General features: G+C 34.7%; 17 protein-coding genes. 12 read left to right on the top strand and 5 right to left on the bottom strand.

Features of this window, described 5'->3' with window-relative positions; translation table 11 throughout:
- Positions 1-112: 112 nt before the first annotated feature.
- The 7 genes from ACRHOC_RS04365 to ACRHOC_RS04335 all read left to right on the top strand — a co-directional run bounded on the left by ACRHOC_RS04365 (position 113) and on the right by ACRHOC_RS04335 (position 9237).
- Positions 113-718, top strand: coding sequence for a TetR/AcrR family transcriptional regulator (locus ACRHOC_RS04365; protein WP_431157331.1), 606 nt, complete (start codon positions 113-115; stop codon positions 716-718).
- Positions 719-727: 9 nt separating this feature from the next.
- Positions 728-2071, top strand: coding sequence for a TolC family protein (locus tag ACRHOC_RS04360; RefSeq protein ID WP_431157330.1), 1344 nt, complete (start codon positions 728-730; stop codon positions 2069-2071).
- Between the two features lie 10 nt (positions 2072-2081).
- Positions 2082-3248, top strand: a complete 1167-nt coding sequence (locus tag ACRHOC_RS04355; protein WP_431157329.1) for an efflux RND transporter periplasmic adaptor subunit — start codon at positions 2082-2084, stop codon at positions 3246-3248.
- 5 nt (positions 3249-3253) lie between these two features.
- A complete protein-coding gene (locus tag ACRHOC_RS04350; protein ID WP_431157328.1) occupies positions 3254-6799 on the top strand; it encodes an efflux RND transporter permease subunit in 3546 nt (1181 codons plus the stop codon).
- Positions 6800-6931: 132 nt separating this feature from the next.
- Entirely contained in the window at positions 6932-8686 is a 1755-nt protein-coding gene (gene aspS, locus ACRHOC_RS04345; RefSeq protein ID WP_431157327.1) for an aspartate--tRNA ligase, read from the top strand.
- Entirely contained in the window at positions 8683-8928 is a 246-nt protein-coding gene (locus tag ACRHOC_RS04340) for a hypothetical protein (protein WP_431157326.1), read from the top strand. Before aspS ends, ACRHOC_RS04340 begins: the two co-directional genes overlap by 4 nt.
- Positions 8929-9045: 117 nt before the next feature.
- Positions 9046-9237 (top strand): cold-shock protein, encoded by a 192-nt coding sequence (locus ACRHOC_RS04335; RefSeq protein ID WP_431157325.1) that lies wholly within the window; start codon positions 9046-9048, stop codon positions 9235-9237.
- 51 nt (positions 9238-9288) lie between these two features.
- Here the strand turns inward: ACRHOC_RS04335 and ACRHOC_RS04330 are convergent, their stop codons facing one another.
- Entirely contained in the window at positions 9289-9738 is a 450-nt protein-coding gene (locus tag ACRHOC_RS04330; RefSeq protein WP_431157324.1) for a nucleoside deaminase, read from the bottom strand.
- A 13-nt stretch (positions 9739-9751) separates the two neighbouring features.
- Positions 9752-12385 carry a T9SS-dependent M36 family metallopeptidase gene (locus tag ACRHOC_RS04325; protein ID WP_431157323.1) on the bottom strand — a complete coding sequence of 878 codons (2634 nt, stop codon included), beginning with the start codon at positions 12383-12385 and terminating at the stop codon, positions 9752-9754.
- Between the two features lie 212 nt (positions 12386-12597).
- Between ACRHOC_RS04325 and ACRHOC_RS04320 the strand changes: the two genes are divergently transcribed.
- Complete coding sequence (locus ACRHOC_RS04320) at positions 12598-14382, top strand: 1-deoxy-D-xylulose-5-phosphate synthase (protein WP_431157322.1); 1785 nt, start codon at positions 12598-12600, stop codon at positions 14380-14382.
- Here ACRHOC_RS04320 and ACRHOC_RS04315 read toward each other — a convergent pair.
- Positions 14356-14526, bottom strand: a complete 171-nt coding sequence (locus ACRHOC_RS04315) for a hypothetical protein (RefSeq protein ID WP_431157320.1) — start codon at positions 14524-14526, stop codon at positions 14356-14358. The two genes, ACRHOC_RS04320 and ACRHOC_RS04315, sit on opposite strands and share 27 nt — an antisense overlap.
- Positions 14527-14608: 82 nt before the next feature.
- The gene (locus tag ACRHOC_RS04310; protein ID WP_431157319.1) at positions 14609-15949 is read right to left on the bottom strand and encodes a deoxyguanosinetriphosphate triphosphohydrolase; all 1341 of its coding nucleotides are present in this window, start codon (positions 15947-15949) and stop codon (positions 14609-14611) included.
- A 247-nt stretch (positions 15950-16196) separates the two neighbouring features.
- Here ACRHOC_RS04310 and ACRHOC_RS04305 point away from each other — a divergent pair, with 247 nt between their 5' ends.
- Both ACRHOC_RS04305 and ACRHOC_RS04300 read left to right on the top strand, forming a co-directional pair.
- Complete coding sequence (locus ACRHOC_RS04305) at positions 16197-17468, top strand: hypothetical protein (protein ID WP_431157318.1); 1272 nt, start codon at positions 16197-16199, stop codon at positions 17466-17468.
- Between the two features lie 63 nt (positions 17469-17531).
- Positions 17532-20363, top strand: coding sequence for a TonB-dependent receptor domain-containing protein (locus tag ACRHOC_RS04300; protein WP_431157316.1), 2832 nt, complete (start codon positions 17532-17534; stop codon positions 20361-20363).
- A 75-nt stretch (positions 20364-20438) separates the two neighbouring features.
- Here the strand turns inward: ACRHOC_RS04300 and ACRHOC_RS04295 are convergent, their stop codons facing one another.
- Positions 20439-20798, bottom strand: a complete 360-nt coding sequence (locus ACRHOC_RS04295) for a toxin-antitoxin system YwqK family antitoxin (protein WP_431157315.1) — start codon at positions 20796-20798, stop codon at positions 20439-20441.
- A gap of 201 nt (positions 20799-20999) precedes the next feature.
- Between ACRHOC_RS04295 and ACRHOC_RS04290 the strand changes: the two genes are divergently transcribed.
- On the top strand, positions 21000-21593 hold the full coding sequence (locus tag ACRHOC_RS04290; RefSeq protein WP_431157314.1) for a hypothetical protein: 594 nt from the start codon (positions 21000-21002) through the stop codon (positions 21591-21593).
- Positions 21580-22260, top strand: coding sequence for a DUF2490 domain-containing protein (locus ACRHOC_RS04285; RefSeq protein ID WP_431157313.1), 681 nt, complete (start codon positions 21580-21582; stop codon positions 22258-22260). The genes ACRHOC_RS04290 and ACRHOC_RS04285 overlap by 14 nt, the downstream gene beginning before the upstream one ends.
- Positions 22261-22287: the final 27 nt, after the last annotated feature.

The raw sequence follows: 22287 nt of genomic DNA, 5'->3' as shown, positions 1-22287 counted from the left end.
AAATAAAGTATTCAGCAAGTTAAAGACCAATGTCCTTCATGTTAAATTATTATTAAAACTTCGGAAACTTTTGTGGTATTAAAAGTTTCCTCGCCTATCTTTGCCCCTTATTATGAGAGAAAAAATTATATATAAATCAACAGAGTTGTTCTTAAACCTTGGGTTTAAAAGTGTAACAATGGACGATATAGCAAATGAACTAGGTATATCAAAAAAGACCATTTACGTCCACTTCCCAAACAAGACAAAGCTTGTTGAAGCGGTTACATTCCATCTTTTTGATACCATTTGTACTGGTATCGATTCTATTTGTGAGAATGCACCAAACCCGATAGAAGAATTGTATTCTATAAAGATGTTCGTGATGAAACATCTAAAAAATGAGAAGACATCTCCTCAGTATCAACTTAAGAAATATTATCCGCTGATCCATGCCGAATTAAAAATGAAACAATTCGAAAAAATGCATGAATCTGTTGAGAAAAGTCTTGAACACGGTGTTGAAACAGGAGTCTTTAGAGATACAATTGATGTGGATTTTATTTCACGTATGTACTTCACAGGTATGACAGGAATTAAAGACAACATGTTCTTTCCTCCAGAAAGTTACCAAATGGAATATCTGATGGAGAGCTATCTAGAATACCATTTAAGAGCTATAGTAACTGAAAAAGGATTCAAAATTTTAAATCAATTCATAAAACAAAATCAATCTTAAAACCAAGAAATGAAACACTATTTAAAATTCTTTGTGCTTTTATTTTTCAATTATTGCCTCGCACAAGAGACACCTACAAGTCTCAGCTTGCAAGAGGCTATTGACTATGCACTAGAAAATAACAGACAAGCTAAAAATGCTTCTCGAGATATTGAGGTAGCCGAAAAGCAGAAGTGGGAAACCATTGCAACAGGTTTGCCGCAGTTAAATGCAAATATTAACTATCAAAACTTTCTAAAGCAACAGGTATCTGTAGTACCTGCTGAATTTTTTGGTGGTGATCCTGGTGAATTTGCTGAAGTCATATTTGGAACTCAACAAAATGCAACGGCAACAGCAACACTTAATCAGCTCATATTTGATGGTTCTTATATAGTAGGCTTACAATCAACAAAGGTATTTTTAGAAATTTCAAAAAATGCAAAGGCTAAAACAGATTTAGAAGTGAGAGAATCTGTTATTAATGCTTATGGTAACGTCTTAGTTTCTGAGGAGGGTGTAGAAATTTTAGAACGAAATATTGCGGTTCTTAAAGACAACCTGAATGAAACAACTAAAATTTATGAAAACGGCCTAGAGGAATTGGAAAGTGTAGAACAGTTGCAAATCACACTATCAAACCTCGAAAGTGATTATGATAATTTAAAACGTCTCGAAGTTATTGCCTATCAGATGTTAAACATTACACTTGGTATTGATTACAAATCTCCACTTGAGTTAACAGACACTCTAGAGTCATTAGCATTTCAAAATTTGGCAACTGAGTCCTTAGAAATTGAGAATGATGTAACCAACACGTTAGATTATCAAATAGCAGAAAATGACAAAGACTCTAAAGAACTTCTGGTAAAATTAGAACAAAGTAAAGCGTTGCCAACATTGAGTGCATTTCTTAATGGTGGTTATAATAGTTTCTCTAATGACTTTGTATTTCTAGACAATAATAATCAGTGGTTTGGATTTTCACTTTTTGGTTTAAACCTAGACATCCCAATTTTTAGTTCTGGTATGCGTGGTGCCGCAACGCAACGCGCAAAAATTAATCTTGAAAAAGCAAAAGATGATCTCACAGAAGTTGAACAATTATTAAAACTTCAAATTGCAACTGCCAAAAGTAACTATCAATTCGCTACTGAAGATTATTACAATAAAAAACGAAATCTAGAGCTAGCAGAGCGTATAGCACAAAAGAACGAAACTAAGTTCTTTGAAGGTATAGGATCTAGTTTCGAACTAAGACAAGCACAAACACAACTTTATAGTGCGCAACAACAAATCCTTCAGACTATGCTCGATGTAATTAATGCAAAAGCAGAACTTGAAACCATTACCAATACACCAACGAACTATTAAATATATCATCATGAAAAAAATATTAAGCATATTCACAATCGCCACTTTACTTCTAGCCTGTTCTGGAGGTGATCGACAACAAAGTATTGAAGACATCATTGCAACCAATGATGTGAAAACAATTCAAACTAAAAAAGATGAGTTAGTTAATGAGCAACAAGTGTTAGTTCAGAAGATTAAGCAATTAGATGAACAATTAAAAACGCTTAGTCCTGATAGAAATATCCCACTTATAACTACCATTACAACAAAAGCAGAAGAGTTTAAACATTATCTGGAGCTACAAGGGAGTGTAGAGACAAAGAAAAATGTTGTTTTAACTCCAGAGATGCCAGGTATACTTACCCATGTCTACATTAAAGAAGGTGACAAAGTATTTAAAGGGCAGCTTTTAGCTAAAATTGATGATGGTGGTCTTAGCCAGCAAATTTCTGCGTTGCAAATCCAGGCAGACTTGGCAAAGACAACTTATGAACGTCAAAAACGTTTATGGGAACAACAAATAGGTAGTGAAATTCAGTTTTTACAATCTAAATCTGCCTATGAGAGTGCTGTTGAATCTGTGAATCAACTAAAGCAACAACTTGCTAAATCTAACGTAAGAGCGCCATTTTCAGGTGTTATTGATGATGTGATAACAGAAAGAGGAAATGTAGTTGCAGCAGGCCAGACACAACTTATTAGAATCGTTAATCTAAGCGATATGTATATTCAAACTGATGTACCAGAAAGCTATATTACAAATGTTGTAAAAGGGAAAGAGGTTGAAGTGAATTTCCCTGTTTTAGGAAAAACACTTATGTCTTCAATAAGACAAACTGGGAATTTTATTAATCCTGCCAACCGAACCTTTAAAGTTGAGATTGCTGTCCCTAACAAGGACAAATCTATTAAGCCTAATCTTACAGCTAGATTGAAAATTAATGATTACACAAGCGATAGTGCCATCTTAATACCACAAAGTATTATTTCAGAAAATGCAGCAGGCGATCAATATGTCTATGCACTAAAAGACAAAGACGGTAACAAGGCAATTGCCAACCAAGTCATTATTAAAACTGGAAGAACACAAGGTGATAAAATTGAAATCCTATCTGGTTTAGAATCTGGAGCAGAACTCATCGTGGAGGGTGCCAGAAGTGTTAAAAATGAACAACCAGTAAAAGTTAAAAACTAAAATCAATGACCAGTAAAAAGAAAAACAAAAAGGTAGTTGATAAGGAATTTAAACTATCGTCTTGGGCAATAAACAATAAAACCACAATGTATGTGGCTATTCTTCTAATATTATTTTTAGGAGGGTCTGCTTACTTTTCAATGCCAAGAGAGAGCTTTCCAGAGATTAAAGAAACCAAAATTTATATCAGCTCTTTATTCCCTGGAAACACTGCGGAAGATATAGAAAAACTCATAACAGATCCATTAGAGGATAAACTGAAAAATGTGAGTAATGTCGTTGAAATTACGTCGACTTCACAAGAAGATTACTCTATGGTTATCGTAGAATTTGATGAAGATCTAACCGTAGAACAAGCCAAACAGAAGGTTAAAGATGAGATTGATAGCGAAACCTCAAGTGAAGACTGGCCAACATTTAATGGTGCAAAAGTAGAGCCTAATGTTTTTGAGCTCAGTATGTCTGAGGAGATGCCAATTCTAAATATTAATATTTCCGGCAACTACCCTGTTGAAAGACTAAAGGAATTTGGAGAATACCTAGAAGATGAAATTGAGGATTTACCAGAAATAAAGCAAGTCGATATTCGTGGTGCTCAAGAAAAAGAGGTAGAAGTCGCTGTGGACATCTATAAAATGATGGCGTCTAAAGTGAGTTTTAATGATGTCACAGGCGCTATTAGCAATGGTAATATGACAATGTCTGCAGGTAATTTTATTACCAGTGGTCAACGTCGTACCATTAGGATAATAGGAGAAATCGACTCGCCTGACCAGCTAGAAAATTTTGTTGTTAAATCAGAAAATAATAGTCCAATCTATTTAAAAGATATTGCAAAAATAACCTTTAGACCAAAGGATAAAACAACCTATGCAAGGGAGTTTAATCCAGAGACCAATATTGGTGAAGCTGTTGTGATGCTGGATGTTAAAAAGCGTTCAGGAAAAAACATGGTGGCCGCAGCCGAGAAAATTGATGAAATTGTAAAAACGGCTAAGGCAGATGTTTTTCCTCCTGACTTAAGAGTAACGACAACAAACGATCAGTCTTCTAAAACTATAGGTCAAGTAGATGATCTTGTTAACAATATCATCTTTGGTATTATTCTCGTTGTTACTGTCCTAATGTTCTTTTTAGGCTTTAAAAATGCACTATTCGTAGGGTTTGCAATACCAATGTCCATGTTTATGTCCTTAACCATTCTTAGTGCGCTTGGGTTTACCATGAATACTATGATCCTTTTTGGACTTATTATGGGACTAGGTATGTTAGTAGATAATGGTATTGTACTTGTTGAAAATGTATATCGTCTGATGGATGAGGAAGGCTTGCCACGTCTAGAAGCAGCCAAAAAAGGTATTAGTGAAATTGCATTTCCAATAATTATCTCTACAGCTACAACCGTTGCCGCATTTATTCCATTAGGGCTTTGGCCAGGATTAATGGGTCAATTTATGGTCTATTTCCCAAAAACACTTGGTGTGGTACTAGGGTCTTCATTAGTGGTGGCTATATTCTTTAATGCTGTTTTAGTGTCACAATTTATGACAACGGAAGACAAAGAAATGCCTTTAAAACAAATTGTAAAGATTTCTGCAATCTTAGTCGGTATTGGTACATTAATAGTGCTGTTTGGTGGAACCTATAGAGGATTAGGTACGCTAATGATTATAACTGCCATTTTACTATGGGTATATAGACTGGTTTTAAGACGTGCGGCTAATGCATTTCAAACTAAAATACTAACCCGTTTAGAGAATTTCTATGAAAGAGTTCTGTCCTCATCACTAAATGGATGGAAACCTCAAATGATTGCTATTGGAAGTTTACTTTTATTCTTTGCAGCCTTTATAAGTTTCGGAATTTCTGTGGGAATGCAACGTACTAAGATTGAGTTTTTTCCAGATAATAAACCAAACCAGATTATAGTTTATATCGAATATCCTGAAGGGACTGATATTGATAAAACAAATAGGATAACAGGTGAAATAGAACAGAAAGTATACAGCATACTCAATGATCCTGAGTATATAGCCGAGGGCAGTAATTTTCTTGTAGAAAGTGCGGTTTCCCAAGTTGGTGAAGGTGCTGGTAACCCAATGACAGATGGAGGCTCTTCTGCCGAAATGCCACATAAAGGAAAAATTACAGCATCAATGCGAGAGTATAAATATCGTAAAGGAAAAGACAGTGAAGACTTACGACAAAAAGTACAAGAGTCTCTAACAGGTATTTATCCCGGTATTTTAATTTCGGTTGAAAAAGATGCTAATGGTCCTCCAATTGGTCCTCCAATAAATATTGAAATCGAAGGTGATAATTATGACGAACTTATTGCCATTGCGGAGCGCATGCGTAGTTATATTAATTCTAAAAACATCCCTGCAATTGATGAATTAAAAATTGATGTAAACAAAGACAAACCTGCGATGCAAGTTGTTGTTGATCGTGAAAAGGCTGGTGAATTAGGTGTAAGCTCAGGTCAAGTAGGACAACAATTACGTAACTCTTTATTTGGTGCTAAAGCAGGAATTTATAAGGAAGATGGAGATGATTACGATATCTATGTTCGCTTTAATGAGGATCTAAGATATAATAAGAGTGCTCTTTTCAATCAAAAAATAATATTTAGAGACATGGCCTCGGGTCAAGTAAGGGAAATACCTGTTTCTGCTGTGGCCAAGCAAAATAATAATTCTGGTTTTAGCGCTATTAAGCATAGAGACACAAAACGTGTTGTAACAGTTTATTCCTCGCTAGCACCTGGCTATGTGGATGCTGGTGCTGTAGTTACTCAGATTCAAAATGAAATGAAAAATTTTGAAGACCTGCCACCAAATATTAAGATTGATTATACAGGGCAGATCGAAGAGCAGAATAAAGAACAAGCGTTTTTAATGAGTGCATTTTTTGCTGGATTATTTTTAATATTTCTTATTCTAATATTCCAATTTAATTCCGTTTCAAAACCTGCAATAATAATGATTGCGGTATCATTGAGTTTAATTGGTGTGTTCGGCGGGATCGTAATTACTGGAGCTTCGTTCGTAATTTTAATGACAATGATGGGTATTATCTCCCTAGCTGGTATTGTTGTAAATAACGGTGTAGTACTACTAGATTATGCCCAATTACTGATTGACAGAAAAAAGAATGAGCTCGATCTTGATATCTCAGAGTACCTACCAAAAGATGAATTATTAAAGCAAATCATTAGAGCTGGTAAAGCCCGTTTAAGACCGGTTATATTAACTGCAATAACTACTATACTTGGTCTTATTCCGTTGGCAATTGGTTTAAACCTTAATTTCTTTACGCTAATGAGCGAATTAGATGCTAATATCTATTTCGGAGGTGACAACGTTATCTTTTGGGGACCATTAGCATGGACAGTAATCTATGGTCTGTTCATTGCAACATTCTTAACACTTATTGTAGTACCTGTGTTATTTTATTTATCCATAAGATTTAAAATGTGGTTAAAAAGAAAGTTCAGTTCACAACCTGTAACGGAAGAAATAAATACGACTCAAACTCCCGCACTGGAGTAATTTTGTGCGTTGATTAATAGCCAAAAGCCTTAACATTTGTTGAGGCTTTTATTTATTTATACTATTAAGTTGATTAAATTTGCGGCGCTAATTGCTTGATTATATCAAGATATTTTATTTTAAATTTTTAATATGTATAGAAGTCATTCTTGTGGTGAGTTAAGAGCCGATCATAATAATACAGAAGTAACTCTAAGTGGTTGGGTACAAGGTTTAAGAGATAAGGGATTTATGATCTATATAGATCTGAGAGATCGTTATGGGATTACACAACTTTATTTTGATCAAGAGCGCACACCAAAAGAGATCATGGAGAAAGCGCAAAAGCTCGGTCGAGAATATGTGATACAAGCAAAAGGAACCGTTATTGAACGTGCCTCTAAAAATCCAAATATACCAACAGGAGATATTGAGGTTTTAGTTTCTGAATTAACAATTCTAAATACCTCATTGGTTCCTCCATTTACTATTGAAGACAAGACTGATGGTGGCGATGACTTACGTATGAAATATCGCTATTTAGATATAAGAAGAAATCCTGTTAAGCAGAGCTTAATTTTTAGACACAAGGTAGCACAAGCTGTTCGCAACTATCTGTCTAATGAAGATTTCATTGAAGTAGAAACGCCATATTTGATAAAATCAACACCAGAAGGCGCACGTGATTTTGTAGTTCCGTCACGTATGAATGAAGGTCAGTTTTATGCATTACCTCAATCTCCACAAACCTTTAAGCAATTGCTTATGGTTGGTGGTATGGATAGGTACTTTCAAATTGTAAAGTGTTTTAGAGATGAAGATTTAAGAGCAGACCGTCAACCAGAGTTTACTCAGATAGACTGTGAAATGGCCTTTGTGGAGCAAGAGGATATTCTAAACACGTTTGAAGGTTTAACACGTCACCTTTTAAAAGAAATAAATGGTGTTGAGGTTGATAAATTTCCAAGAATGCTTTATGACGATGCCATGCGTTTGTATGGTAACGACAAACCAGACATTAGGTTTGGTATGGAATTCGGAGAATTAAACGAAGTTACACAGCACAAAGATTTTAATGTATTCAATTCTGCTGAACTTGTTGTAGGTATTGCTGTTCCTGGAGCAAACACCTATACACGTAAAGAAATTGACAAACTCATAAATTGGGTTAAACGTCCACAAATTGGAGCTTTAGGAATGGTTTATTGTCGTTGCAATGATGACGGAACATTTAAATCATCCGTGGACAAGTTTTATGACCAAGATGATTTGGCGAAATGGGCTGAAGTCACAGGTGCAAAACCAGGAGATTTAATCTGTGTACTATCTGGTGAAACCCATAAAGTAAGAACACAATTAAGCGCCTTAAGAATGGAACTTGCAGAGCGTTTAGGGTTACGTAAACCAGACGAATTTGCACCACTTTGGATTATGGATTTCCCATTATTAGAATGGGATGAAGAGACAGAACGATATCATGCCATGCACCATCCATTTACATCACCTAAACCAGGGCAATTAGAATTATTAGACACTAAGCCTGGTGAGGTAAAAGCCAATGCTTATGACTTGGTGTTAAACGGTAATGAAATAGGTGGTGGTTCAATTCGTATCCATGATAAGCCAACCCAAGCTGTTATGTTAAAACACTTAGGTTTCTCTGAAGAAGAGGCTAGAGCTCAATTTGGATTTTTAATGGATGCTTTTGAATATGGCGCTCCTCCTCATGGTGGTATCGCCTTCGGATTAGACCGACTTGTCGCTATACTAGGTGGTCAAGAAACTATAAGGGATTTTATAGCATTTCCTAAGAATAATTCTGGTAGAGATGTTATGATTGATGCACCAGCACCAATTGATGAAGAACAATTAGACGAATTGAATTTAAAACTCAATTTAAAATCATGAAAGTCTTACCGGTTATAACATTTATTGTCTTAATCGCTTCTCTAGTTAGTATCGTTTGTGGATTCGTTCTGGATGTAGAATATTCTCAAAAACTTATCGGTTTTGGTGTTGTTGGAATTTTCTTCATTGTATTCCCGTTGTTCTCATATTACCGTTGGAAAGGAAAGAATATGAAAGATTACATGCTTACAAAAGAAAATTTGGACAAGATGAAAGCCAATCAAAAAAGACACAAATACTAAACGTTTCTTTTTGAAAATTAGACGCTTAAAATCTGCTTTTATTAAAATAAAACATTTATTTAACCTTAGGTAGTAATTATTCCCCTACCTTTGCACTTTAATTTTTATTTATTTATAATGACTGGAACAGTTAAATTTTTTAATGATTCAAAAGGATTTGGATTTATTACAAACGACGAAACAGGAAAAGACATCTTCGTACACGTATCTAACCTTAACGGTTTAGAGCTTCGAGAAGGCGATAATGTTGAGTACTCAGAAGAAGAAGGAAGAAAAGGTATGGTTGCGGCTAACATAACCAAACTATAAGATATACTTTATTACAGTTTCAACGCTCAGCCTATGGTTGGGCGTTTTTTTTTAATTAAGATTACGCTTTTCTATAAAAAAACGCTTCATTAGTGTGGATGCCTCTTCCTCTAGAATCCCACCAATAATTTTGGTTTTTGGATGAAGTTTTGCGCCTAAAGCTGTAAAGCCACGTTTCTCATCTGTAGCGCCATAAACCACTTTAGATATTTGACTCCAATATAAGGCTCCTGCACACATCTGGCATGGTTCTAAAGTCACATAAAGTGTACAACCCGTTAAATATTTCCCTCCTAAAAAATTAGAGGCTGAAGTTATAGCTTGCATTTCAGCATGCGCTGTAACATCATTTAATAGCTCAGTTAAATTGTGAGACCTCGCAATAATTTTATCTTGAATAACAACAACAGCACCAACTGGTACTTCACCTTTATGAAAAGCCTCTTCAGCTTCCTGAAGGGCTTTTTTCATAAAGTAAGTGTCATCATATGGGTTTATCATAAACTCAAGATAATTAGTTTTTAATTATCTTCTCATTATAGTTTACAGTATCACCTTTAATATTAAGTAAATAAACTCCAGTCTTAAGAGTCGAAGTATTTAAGATTACCGTGTTTAATAAATCGCTTTCTTGACTCATTACTACTCGACCATTGATATCGATTAAGGTAATTCTTACGTTTCCTAATCCTTCTTTAGTTCTAATCGTTAATTCAGTTTGTGTTGGATTTGGATAAACATCTAACCCATTAACTGAAAATTCATCAATACTCAATAAGTCAGAACAATTATCTAATGATGGATCATCACTTGGTGGCATAGAGAAGTTTTCAACTTGATCAGTTCGAATGTCTGAATCGCCTTGTGTTGCATTATAACCTAAACCACGAGCAGCGAAGATTTCCCAAATAGTACATTGATCAACACCTCCTGTTAAAAGTGTATCAGCTGCTAAAAGTGCATCTCTACCATCAATAAATCCAGGGCTACATGGTTGCATTTTTAATGCTTGAACAACGAGTTCCATGATTTTGTTGTTTCCACCATCACCATTATATAAGTCTGAGTCAAAACCATATTTATCAATATACGCCCAAGTTAAATCCCAAAGTACAGTCGCCCATACAGATCCAATACCATGAGGTTGGCTAATACTCGGATTGTTAGTTACACTATAAGTCAATTCATTAATAGTAAAGTCTGGGCTGTAGCGTCTAGGTCTAATACCAGGTCCTGTAGTTGCCTGACTTACAGCAAAGGTTCCAATACCACGCGGATCATCTGCAGTATCTGTATCGAACATTGTAATCATTAAACCAAACCAATCAGACCAGCCTTCACCCATTTGTTCAGCATTGAACAGACAATTTGCTGCTGAAGGCCCTCCTGTTGTTCTATTGGAAATACCATGTCCATATTCGTGTGCTATAATACCATTATCAAAGTCACCATCGATTTGAAAAGGACCATTGTTCACTAAAGTGGCATTAATTGTATTAGCATTATTAGCTAATGAAGCAATAATTGCCTCTCCGTCGGCTTGTGATAACATTATAGATGGTATGGTTACAGCATCTCCCTCTGCACCTGGTCCCATCGTAATTGGGTCTCCTGGAACATTGTTTACCATAAGTACAGCAACAGCGCCTGCGTTCTCAGCTGCAAGAACCTTAGATCCAAATTCACACTCTCCTCTTCTTATAACAGCAATTTTACCATCTAAAAATGCAGTATTTGATAAGGGATCACATGCATCTAAAACGTCTGCAGTAATATCTATAGCTAATGCTAATTGAGCATCTATAGGAGTGGTTGATAATGGGCCTCCAAAATTAGCCTCAACTCCAGAATAATTGCCTGCTGCAGTACCATTAGAAACTTCTAATGGATCATTTAAAGGTCCTACTGGAGCCCATAAGAACATAGTCATAATAGGATTTTGGCCGTCTGGAGGAGTTCCAAACGTGGCATTGTTAAGACCACTTCCATCTTGTGCATCAGCTACAACTTCATCTCTTTGTGATCCTCCATTACCGTAATTGTTAGATTGGAAGTTACCTGCAACCTCATCAAATCCATGATGATACCAAATATCATGCATCATATTATTCAAATAGAATAAATTGGTAATGGCAACATCTTCATATCCAGCTGGCGGTTGATTTAAATCTAATGGAAAATCAAAAGTAAGTGTTGAAGTTCCATCTGGCTGATATCCTGGTGTAAAAACCTGACCATCTCTATCCTCTGCTGCAAAAACATTATTACCTCTAGTTACAGTATGCTCTGGGCCAGGAACTCCGTCTTCATCATGCCATCCAAAAGGTGAAGCAACAGGACTAGCCGGATTAACAACCAACTGTCTTGGGCCATGATTTGGACTTTCTGCTGGTAGCGCAAAAACATTATAGCTTGCGCCATCAACAACAAGTGACGAAGGAGAAATCATTTCATTATAGAAATTTAATTCTTGCTCCGGCGATAAATGCGTGTGGTCTACTTCGAATGAACAGGTTAAAAGAAAATCATTAACATCAATGATTTCATTTGTAGTTGCATCAATTCTTACACTCCACCAATGTGAGCCATCATTTTGAAAAATGATAACATCCCAAGCCAAAATAAGTTGATTGTCCTTATTGGCATAAACGAGTTCTACATTGATATCTCTTTGAGCAATATCAGCTCTAGAAAAAAGGTAATTATTACCCGTTTTTTCAAGTTGAGTTAAACCGTTAGGTGTCCCTAACTGATAGTGGTTAGCTAATGCAATAATTGCTGACTCTGGTGATTGCGCTGGTGTTGCAGTATTTATTCTTCCAGCTACATCATTTAAAAATCTATTGGCATAATAAAAGACTTGATTATCCTTAATCACAACAGTAGAAATAGCATTGAAAATATCAACACCTTGATAGGTCTGATTTAAATAAACATAATTTATACCTGCATCATCTGAATAGGCATCTCTTACAATGATATTGTCTAAATCTTCATTATTTAAATTAAACTTTTCTTGATTCTCCTTCAAATAATCTGAAATAAGGATTCCAAATTGTGAATCATCTAAATAATTCTGTGCAGTTACAAAAGGCCCAACAAAAAGAAGTGTAAAAAGCCATAGAAAACCGATGTAGTTTTTTTTCATCTTAAAAAATAATTAGTAAAAGTTAGGGGATGACTATCATTTCATCCTTTGCAATTTTTTTTACGAAAATAACAAATTATTAAAAGATTGTAAAACCATAGGCCTTATTGATAAAAACACTATCAATTCTCATGGTTTTATTTATGAATTCTTAAGCGCTAGGTGATATATTACAGTTTTATTCCGCAAAGTATTTCTCGTATTTTTGTTGGGTGGAGACAAAGGTATTAGAACATATAAATTCGCCTACTGATCTTAGACAACTCAGTGAGGAACAACTCCAATATTTATGTAAAGAATTAAGAGATTTTATAATAGATATTGTAGCTGTAAAAGAAGGGCATTTAGGAGCCAGTTTAGGTGTTGTGGAATTAACTATTGCACTCCATTATGTGTTCAATACACCTGAAGATCTACTTATTTGGGATGTTGGTCATCAAGCCTATGGTCACAAAATTCTAACAGGAAGAAAAGATAAATTTCATACCAATAGGCAGATTAATGGACTTAGTGGTTTCCCTAAACGAAGTGAAAGTCACTACGACACTTTCGGTGTTGGGCACTCCTCTACTTCAATATCTGCCGCACTTGGAATGGCAATTGCTTCAAAGTTAAAAAATGAAGATCGTCAACATATTGCTGTAATTGGTGATGCATCAATTGCTAGCGGTATGGCTTTTGAAGGGTTAAACCATGCTGGTGTAACAAACACCAACTTACTCGTTATTCTAAATGATAATGCTATTGGCATAGACCCAAGTGTTGGTGCATTAAAACAATATTTAACCAACGTAAAAAAAGGTACACAAAATCAAGATAACATCTTTGAAGCTTTAAATTTTGACTATAGTGGTCCAATTGATGGTCATAAATTGCCTTTATTAATTAATGAGTTAGAACGCTTAAAAACGGTAGAAGGTCCAAAGTTACTCCATGTAATTACCACAAAAGGTAAGGGCTTAAAACCAGCTGAAGAAGATCAGGTTAAATACCATGCACCTGGAAAATTTGATGCAAAAACCGGTGAACTTGTTCCAAAAATAAAAGCGGATGAACCACCAAAATATCAAGATGTTTTTGGTGAAACCATAGTTGATCTTGCCAAACAAAATGAACGTATAGTTGGTATTACACCTGCAATGCCAACCGGAAGTTCACTTAAATTAATGATGGATACCATTCCAGAGCGCGCCTTTGATGTTGGAATTGCCGAGCAACACGCCGTTACTCTGTCAGCAGGATTGGCAACACAGGGTTTTATTCCCTTTTGTAATATCTATTCTACATTTTTACAACGTGCTTACGATCAGATAATTCATGATGTTGCCTTACAAAATTTACCCGTTGTATTTTGTTTAGACAGAGCAGGTCTGGTTGGTGAAGATGGTGCAACACATCATGGTGTTTTTGATTTAGCTTATCTCAATTGTATTCCTAATCTCATTATTTTTGCACCACGTAATGCTGTTGCTTTGCGCAACATCTTATATACTGCTCAATTAGGACTCGAACAACCTATTGCCATAAGATATCCCAGAGGAAAGGGTAATATTATAGATTGGAAAAAGCCTTATTCTCAAATAAAAATAGGTGAAGGGGTTTGCTTAAACGAAGGTGAAAAAATTGCAGTACTTTCTATCGGAACTATAGCAAGCGAAGTGGAAATAGCATTACTTACTTTAACGAATAGTGAAAGTATTGGTTTTTATGATATGCAATTCATTAAGCCCTTAGATGAAGCCTTACTCCATTCTATTTTCAATAACTATGAAGCCATTATTACCATTGAAGATGGATCTTTAATTGGCGGATTTGGTAGTACGATAGTTAATTTTGCCAATGACCACAACTTTAAAAATCCTATTGTAAAAATGGGTATTAATGATGAATTTGTAGAACACGGTAGTGTTTCGGAATTAAGAAGTACTCAAAACCTTAATGCAGATAGTATACGCGCTAAAATTGATGATTTAAGACGAATGATCGATCACAGCTAGATTATTGTCCTTGTCAATTTTCTCAACTTCAGATTTTACTTGATTAAGCTCTTGATTTTCACCTTGAGAAATATCGTCTATCATAATTAGGCAAGTCACTACAACCATGAAAATGACCAAGCCTCCAAGGATATTGTTTTTCATAAGTAGGTTATTTGGAGGTTATTAGACTTTAAAGTAAGTCAAAATAACGTCAAATAACAAATTTAATCGATGAAATGCATTATTAGGCTAGATTTCCTTTAAGCCTATTATACAGTAACATAGCGTTAGAATCAGATAATTTTGATATAAATAAACAGACTGTTATTAAATTATCGTAGAGCGAATCGTCTTTAAAAACAACATTTTCTGGAAGCGTTTTTAGCAATAATTTGTCATAGCTAGACAAGTCTCCGTTGTAGCTATTGTAAGCTAAACTACCATATGATTTTAGCAATTGATTCAATATTTCATAACCAGCAATTTCTTTATCAATCACTTCTTTAGACTGGTATACATTCTTAACACTGATGGCAATAATATCCTCTATCTGTGCCTTGAATTTACAGACATCTAATAGGGCAGATTCAAATTTTCCCTGAAGAATATCGTCTTCATTATCCATAAAGACTCTTGCTGCCTCATTTATTAAATTACCAATGGCAAGTGCTCTTAAATAACTAACCCTATCTTGTTTGGACTTTAATACGTTATACTTTTGTGTATTAATAGTGTCTCGTACTAAACTAATTAAATACTCAAGTGCATAATCCTCATCAATTAAACCAAGGTTAATGCCGTCTTCAAAATCTATTATCGTGTAACAAATATCATCTGCAGCTTCTACTAAATAGGCTAGTGGATGTCTACAGAAACTCAAGTGCTCATTACTTCTTTTTGTAAGACCAAGTTCATTAGCAACCTCAACAAACATTTGTTTTTCACTTTGGAAAAACCCATACTTTTTATCTGCAATATGCGCTGTTGGTCTTTTTGGTAATGACTCCTTAGGATATTTCATAAAAGCCCCTAAAGTGGCATAGCTTAACCTTAAACCTCCTTCTCTACCTTCACGACTTTCAGTAAGAATTTTAAAGCCATTAGCATTACCCTCAAAATCACATAAATCTTGATACTCTTTTGCAGACATCTCAGATTTAAATGAAGTACCATCACCTTGTTTGAAATAGGCACCAATGGCTTTCTCTCCAGAATGTCCAAATGGAGGATTCCCAATATCGTGAGCCAAAGCGGCTGATGCTACGATAGCGCCAAAATCATTCATCTTAAAACCGTGGGTCGTTTCTAAATGTGGATGCTTTTTTAAGAGCAATTCTCCAACCTTTCGTCCGAGTGATCTTCCCACAACACTAACCTCCAAACTATGCGTTAATCTGGTATGTACAAAATCTGTTTTAGATAAAGGAACAACTTGAGTCTTATCTTGTAAACTTCGGAATTCTGAAGAAAAAATTATTCTATCATAATCAACTTCAAAACCTAAACGGCCTTCATTTTGTTCTTTTCTGAGTCGTTTGTTAGTGTCGCCATAGCGTTTAAGTGAGAGTAATTGGTCCCAATTCATTACAGATAGTTTTCGTATCGGCAAGATAAAAATTTGAGGTTTAAATCTGTAAATAATTAAAGGTCAATATTCACTTGAAGCTATGTTAAATTAATGTTGCCTCATTGTGAAACCACTTAAAGTTAAGCTAACATAATTCTAACCTTTTAATTACAAATGTTTAATTTTTGATTAACCCCTTAGACAGATTAAGGCTGTTTCTTTGCATCACAATTATAAAAGAAAACTGTTATTTAATATTTAACTCATGAAAAAAGTAATTTTAACCGCATTATTAGCTTCAACTCTAGTATTTACAGGATGTTTTAAAGATGACGACACGCCTATAATTATTGAAGAAACTACAATTATAAATAATAACAATCCTGATGGAGGAGACGACTGTCCGGTTATCCCAGTTACTGGATTAATTGCTGTAAGTACAACTTGGACTGCAGACAATATTTATCAATTGAATCAAAAAGTTGTTGTTGGAGATGGTGTAACATTAACAATCAATCCAGGAACAATTATTAAAGGATCTGCAGGTACAGGATCATTAGCATCTGCACTTATTGTTGCAAGAGGCGGAACTTTAAATGCACAAGGAACAGCTGACCAGCCAATTATTTTTACTTCTACAAGTGATAACATTAGCTGTGGACAAACTGCAGGAACTAATTTAGACCAAGATGATAGAGGTTTATGGGGAGGTCTTATAGTTTTAGGTAATGCACCATGTTCATTTTCTGGTGACATTTTAGAAGCACAAATAGAAGGTATTCCTGCAGACGATACATTTGGCTTGTATGGTGGTACAGATGCAGCTGACAGTTCAGGCGCAATAAGCTATGTATCTATTCGCCATGGTGGTGCCTTAATTGGAGAAGGAAATGAAATCAACGGATTAACACTTGGTGGTGTTGGGTCTGGTACATTAATCGACAATATCGAAGTTGTAGCAAATGTTGATGATGGTATCGAATTTTTTGGTGGTACTGTAGATGCTTCTAACTTATTAGTATGGGCACAAGGTGATGATGCTTTAGATATTGACCAGGCTTATTCTGGTACTATTGATAATGCTGTAGTGGTTTTAGGAGACATCTCTGACCACGCTTTTGAAATTGATGGCCCAGAAGGTACTGGAAGTGGTGAATTCACATTAAGAAATGCTACAATTATCGGAAATACAGTAACTTCAAACGGTGAGTATGCTGATTACAGAAGTAACGCACAAGGATTTACTGAAAATGTATTTGCCTTTGGTTTTAAAGATGAATCTGATGTGGAATTAGATAATGATGGTGTTGCCACTAACTATAATAATGGTTTATTAACTTTTGGAACTTGGGAAATAGTATTACCTGCAGGTGTTACTGATGTAGCTGATATTTTCGTAAATAAGGCAGAAAACGTAATGGTTACAGGTTTTGGTTCAACTGCAACTGCGGTTTCAGCTGGTTCTGAAACTGTTGGAGCAACTACTTCAAATTTAAGCTGGACTTACTCGAATGTTGCGGGTGGTTTAGGATTCTAAAAAACATTTTACAATAAAACCCATCACTTACTAGGTAGGTGATGGGTTCTTATAATTTTATATATGAAAAACATACAAAACATCTTGGTTTGTGTTTTCTTAATGATGTCTTTAATATCATTTTCTCAAGGTAAAGTATCTGGTACCGTGATTGATGGAGACTTTAATGAGCCTATGGCCTTTGCTAATATCCTTGTTAAAGGCACTACTAAAGGAACAACTTCAGACTTTGATGGTAAATATGAACTTGAATTAGAGGAAGGCACCTATACTTTAGTGTTTTCGTTTGTAGGTTATAATACAAAGGAAATTACAGATGTTGTGATTACCGATGGTGGTTCATTCACTTTAGATGTGGTATTAGAAACCAACTCTCTTGATACAGTTGTTATTACAACTTCAACAAAGAGAAATACAGAAAATGCAGTTCTAAATCTGCAGAAAAAATCTGTTGTTGTTTTAGATGGTTTGTCTGCTCAGGCAATACAAAGTACTGGTGCAGGTAATGTGGCTAGTGCTGTGAAAAGTGTACCTGGTGTATCAATTCAAGGCGGAAAATACGTTTACGTTCGTGGTCTTGGAGATCGCTATACCAAATCTATATTGAATGGTGTCGATATTCCAGGTCTTGATCCAGATAGAAATACCATTCAAATGGATTTATTCCCAACAAATATTTTAGATAATGTTATTGTTTTAAAGTCTGCTTCAGCTGAATATCCTGCCGATTTTACAGGTGGTATCGTAGATATTGTCACTAAAGATTATCCTTCAAGACCAGAATACTCTATTTCTCTTGGTAGTGGGTATAATCCAGATATGCATTTTAATGATAACTACTTAACATCAACTGGTAGTGACACAGATATTCTAGGCTTTGATGATGGGACAAGAAATCTTCCTATTAACAGATATCAACCAATTCCAAGTACATCTGAAAACAAATTACTTTTAACCACATTAACAGATAGATTTCAAAAAGAGCTTCGTGCGAAACAAGAAACTAGTGGAATGAATTTTGATTTCGGATTTACTCTCGGAAATCAATATGAGGTTGGAGACGATAAATTGGGTTACCTAGCATCATTTTCTTATAAAAACAATACAACTTTTTATGAAAATCGAGTTGATGGTGCATATATTAAAAATCCACAAGACAGATCTATTAACGAATTGGTTGGAACATTAGATTCTCGTGGTTCTGAAGGGATAAATAATGTTATTCTTAATGGGATGTTGGGATTGGCTTACAAGACAGACAAATCTAAGTATAGAGTTAATTTATTACACATTCAAAATGGTGAATCAACTGCAGGTTTCTTTAACCAGACGATTTCACAGGATGGTACTGGTGGTGGTATTGAGCCATTAACTAAAAATTCGATTACGTACACAGAACGATCTATCACGAATTTATTATTTAGTGGTAAGCATCGTCTTAGCGATGAGGAGAATGCCATGAATTTTGAATGGAAATTATCTCCAACCTTCTCAAAAGTAATGGACAAAGGTCATCGTATTACACCATTACAGCAAAGTGATAATGGTGATTCCTTCTTATCGCCTTCAGCGTCTACTTTTCCAATACAATTATGGAGAAACTTACTAGAGGAATCTTGGGCTGGTAAAGCAGATTTTGATAAAACAATTGATTTATTTGGACGCCCAGCTAAAATTAAGTTTGGTGGTGCTTATACCTATAAGTTTAGAGATTTTAGTATAGACGATTATACCTTTAACATACAAGGTGATCAATCTTATATCGCAAATGGTGATGTAGATAATTTACTTGATTCTGATAATGTATGGAATCCAACTTCAGATACTGGAACTTATCTTATTTCAATCGATGTATTTAATCCTATTGATGCTTATGAAGGTGAACAGCATATTGCTGCCACATACTTCTCTACAGAATTTAACATCAATGAAAATTTGAAAACGGTACTAGGTTTGAGAACAGAATTTTTTAATTCGTTCTATACAGGTACAAGAGATAACAATACCATCTTCTTTGATCGCGACCTTATCTTAGATGAGTTTGACTTTTTCCCATCAGCAAACCTGATATATGCGTTAAATGATAATGCCAATTTAAGAACATCTTATTCGAGAACAACAGCACGTCCTTCATTTAAAGAAGCATCGGTGTCGCAGATTTTTGACCCAATCACAAACCGTTTATTTATTGGTAACATTGATATTGTACCAACTTATGTAAACAACTTTGATTTAAGGTATGAGTTCTTTGGTGATAACGGACAAATGTTTGCACTTAGTGGTTTCTATAAAGATTTTACGGATCCAATTGAACAAGTATTCTTCTTAAACGCACCTACTCAATTAACTGTTGGTAATTTAGGTGACGCCATTGTATACGGTGCCGAGTTCGAAATAAGACAGCGACTAGGTTTTATTTCTGAAGACTTAGACAATTTAAAATTTAATGCCAATGTATCAGTTATAAAGTCTGAATTAACCATGTCAGATGATGAGTTTGATGGAAGAGTTGCTGGTGCACGAGATGGTGAAACTATTGATAGAAAAAGAGATCTACAAGGACAGGCTCCTTACTTGATAAACGTTGGTCTAAACTACAATGACTCAGAGAAAGGATTTAGAACTGGATTATTCTATAATGTTCAGGGAGAAACTTTAGAGGTTGTAGGTATTAGAGAAGTACCAGACGTTTACACGAAACCTTTTAATAGTTTAAACTTTACATTAAATAAATCCTTTGGAGAAAACAAAAGATCTTCAATTGATTTAAAAGTTAATAACATTCTTAATAGTACAAGACTTAGCGAATATGTGTCGTACAGAGCGCAAGACCAAGTATTTACATTAAGAGAACCAGGTACTGAAATTTCTTTAGGCTATACTTTTAAATTTTAAGGGACATTTACAAGTTAGTTTAAATAAAAAGCTCTCCAAATTGGAGAGCTTTTTATTTATCTGTTAGGGATTTTGTTATTTATCTCTTATAGCAACTTTCGTTTTATTATTCCATTGATTAACACTAACAATCTTAGAATCGATGTAGTCAACTTCTTTAAGTGAATCACCTTCCCAAAAAAACCATTTGCCAACTTTTTTACCGCTATCATAATTACCTATAGCGACCTTATTACCATTATTGTCAAAACTTTTCCATTCACCATGAAGTTTCCCGTTTATATCAAAAGCACCTATCTGTTGAACTTCACCATTATCATGGAAATAGGTTACAATTGTTAAATCACCATCTTTTTCAACTTTTGGTGTATTCTTCTCTTGAGCATAGGAGAACCCTACGGCTAACATTACTAGTAGTATAAATATCTTCTTCATTTTATTTGGGCTTTTAATTATCACTTAACAAACATAACATATTTTTTACATTTGTGCAACATTTACATAACATTAAATTAACATTAAACTTGCAACTAGTTGTTTTTTAATGTTTTATATTTTTTAGATTGTTTGCATTACAGTCCTAATTATTAATAGGATTTGTTATTATCTTTAAGCTTCCAATGGCCTTTTCGCACTATGACAAAGACATATAATACTCATCTCATTACATATCTATGCTTATTCTTCTCGCTGATTTCGTATGCCCAAACAAAAAATGAAAAAGAGGAACGGATAAATAAAGAAGACTTTCCTATTAATGCTCTTGAGGTCACTGACCATATTCCCGCTCATGCCAAGCGTCTACGATTTTATAAAGAAATGGATGGTGAGAAACAAAGTTTTGAGGCCAAATTTAAACTCAATAAACTTAGATATAGTGTTGAATTTAATACTAATGGTGAACTTGAAGACATAGAGGTTAAGACTAAATTTGGCGGCATTTCAAAGCCCATATCAGATAACATTTTATGCTATTTAAAAAACAATTACGGCAAACACAGAATCATAAAAATTCAAAAACAATTCCTTTTCAATAACACGTTAAGTCCCAAAGATTTTTTTAAAACCATAATTAATAATAATACAGATCTAAAGCCTAGGTTCGAAATCATCGCTGAAGTTAAGGAGGGTAAAACAAGAACCATTAAAGAATTTACATTTGATAGTAAAGGGGATTTTGTTGAAGCTAGAATTGTAAATCCTAATTCTTATGAGCATGTCTTGTACTAGACCAATTTCTATAGTACTTATGCTCATGGTAAGCTTCAATTTTTCTGCACAAGAAAATTTTGAAGGATTGGGTGAATCTGCATTTGCCTTAAATCATAATGCAAGTAACAATTACAAAATAAATTTTGCACTAAGATCTAGATACTATCTTTATCAAGATGAAACCTTCAATTTTGAAAATAGACAACTAGACCTGGTTCATTTTTCAACCTATAGTTTAGATTACAATCACAGTCTGAGTTTAGGTATACAGTATAGGTTTAGAGAATCTATAGATGGCGGTGACAATGAACTTAGATTTACACAACAATTTAATTATACCAAAACCAGTGAAGCCAAAAGGTTTGGACACAGATTAAGAACGGAACAGCGACTATTTGACGACTTAACTATCATTAGATTTAGATACAGATTTGCATTAGACGCACCGCTAAATGGAGAGAAATTAGATGTTGGAGAAAGTTATGTTATGGCTTCAATGGAAGTACTTTTGAGTTGTAGCAATTTGATAAAGCCAGAAGTTGATCATCGGACAACATTACAAATGGGTTGGCTACTATCTCAAAAATTAAAATTACAACTCGGTTTAGAATATAGATTTGAGTCCTTTAATATTATTACAGAAGAAAAGTTATTCTTACTTTCGTCTTGTATTCTTAAAATTTAGTGCTCAGCCACTATATTATTAAGGTTT

Origin of the sequence: Winogradskyella poriferorum (assembly GCF_050618035.1) — a bacterium.
Taxonomy (GTDB): domain Bacteria; phylum Bacteroidota; class Bacteroidia; order Flavobacteriales; family Flavobacteriaceae; genus Winogradskyella; species Winogradskyella poriferorum_A.
Note: the sequence above shows the minus strand (reverse complement) of the source record. Positions and strands in the feature narration are given on the sequence as shown.

Coding starts and splice junctions, on each gene's coding strand:
- ACRHOC_RS04365 (WP_431157331.1), top strand. CDS start 113: ATGAGAGAAAAAATTATATATAAATCAACAGAGTTGTTCTTAAACCTT.
- ACRHOC_RS04295 (WP_431157315.1), bottom strand. CDS start 20,798: ATGAAGAAGATATTTATACTACTAGTAATGTTAGCCGTAGGGTTCTCC.
- ACRHOC_RS04300 (WP_431157316.1), top strand. CDS start 17,532: ATGAAAAACATACAAAACATCTTGGTTTGTGTTTTCTTAATGATGTCT.
- aspS (WP_431157327.1), top strand. CDS start 6,932: ATGTATAGAAGTCATTCTTGTGGTGAGTTAAGAGCCGATCATAATAAT.
- ACRHOC_RS04360 (WP_431157330.1), top strand. CDS start 728: ATGAAACACTATTTAAAATTCTTTGTGCTTTTATTTTTCAATTATTGC.
- ACRHOC_RS04335 (WP_431157325.1), top strand. CDS start 9,046: ATGACTGGAACAGTTAAATTTTTTAATGATTCAAAAGGATTTGGATTT.
- ACRHOC_RS04350 (WP_431157328.1), top strand. CDS start 3,254: ATGACCAGTAAAAAGAAAAACAAAAAGGTAGTTGATAAGGAATTTAAA.
- ACRHOC_RS04340 (WP_431157326.1), top strand. CDS start 8,683: ATGAAAGTCTTACCGGTTATAACATTTATTGTCTTAATCGCTTCTCTA.
- ACRHOC_RS04315 (WP_431157320.1), bottom strand. CDS start 14,526: ATGAAAAACAATATCCTTGGAGGCTTGGTCATTTTCATGGTTGTAGTG.
- ACRHOC_RS04285 (WP_431157313.1), top strand. CDS start 21,580: ATGTCTTGTACTAGACCAATTTCTATAGTACTTATGCTCATGGTAAGC.
- ACRHOC_RS04325 (WP_431157323.1), bottom strand. CDS start 12,385: ATGAAAAAAAACTACATCGGTTTTCTATGGCTTTTTACACTTCTTTTT.
- ACRHOC_RS04330 (WP_431157324.1), bottom strand. CDS start 9,738: ATGATAAACCCATATGATGACACTTACTTTATGAAAAAAGCCCTTCAG.
- ACRHOC_RS04310 (WP_431157319.1), bottom strand. CDS start 15,949: ATGAATTGGGACCAATTACTCTCACTTAAACGCTATGGCGACACTAAC.
- ACRHOC_RS04305 (WP_431157318.1), top strand. CDS start 16,197: ATGAAAAAAGTAATTTTAACCGCATTATTAGCTTCAACTCTAGTATTT.
- ACRHOC_RS04290 (WP_431157314.1), top strand. CDS start 21,000: ATGACAAAGACATATAATACTCATCTCATTACATATCTATGCTTATTC.
- ACRHOC_RS04355 (WP_431157329.1), top strand. CDS start 2,082: ATGAAAAAAATATTAAGCATATTCACAATCGCCACTTTACTTCTAGCC.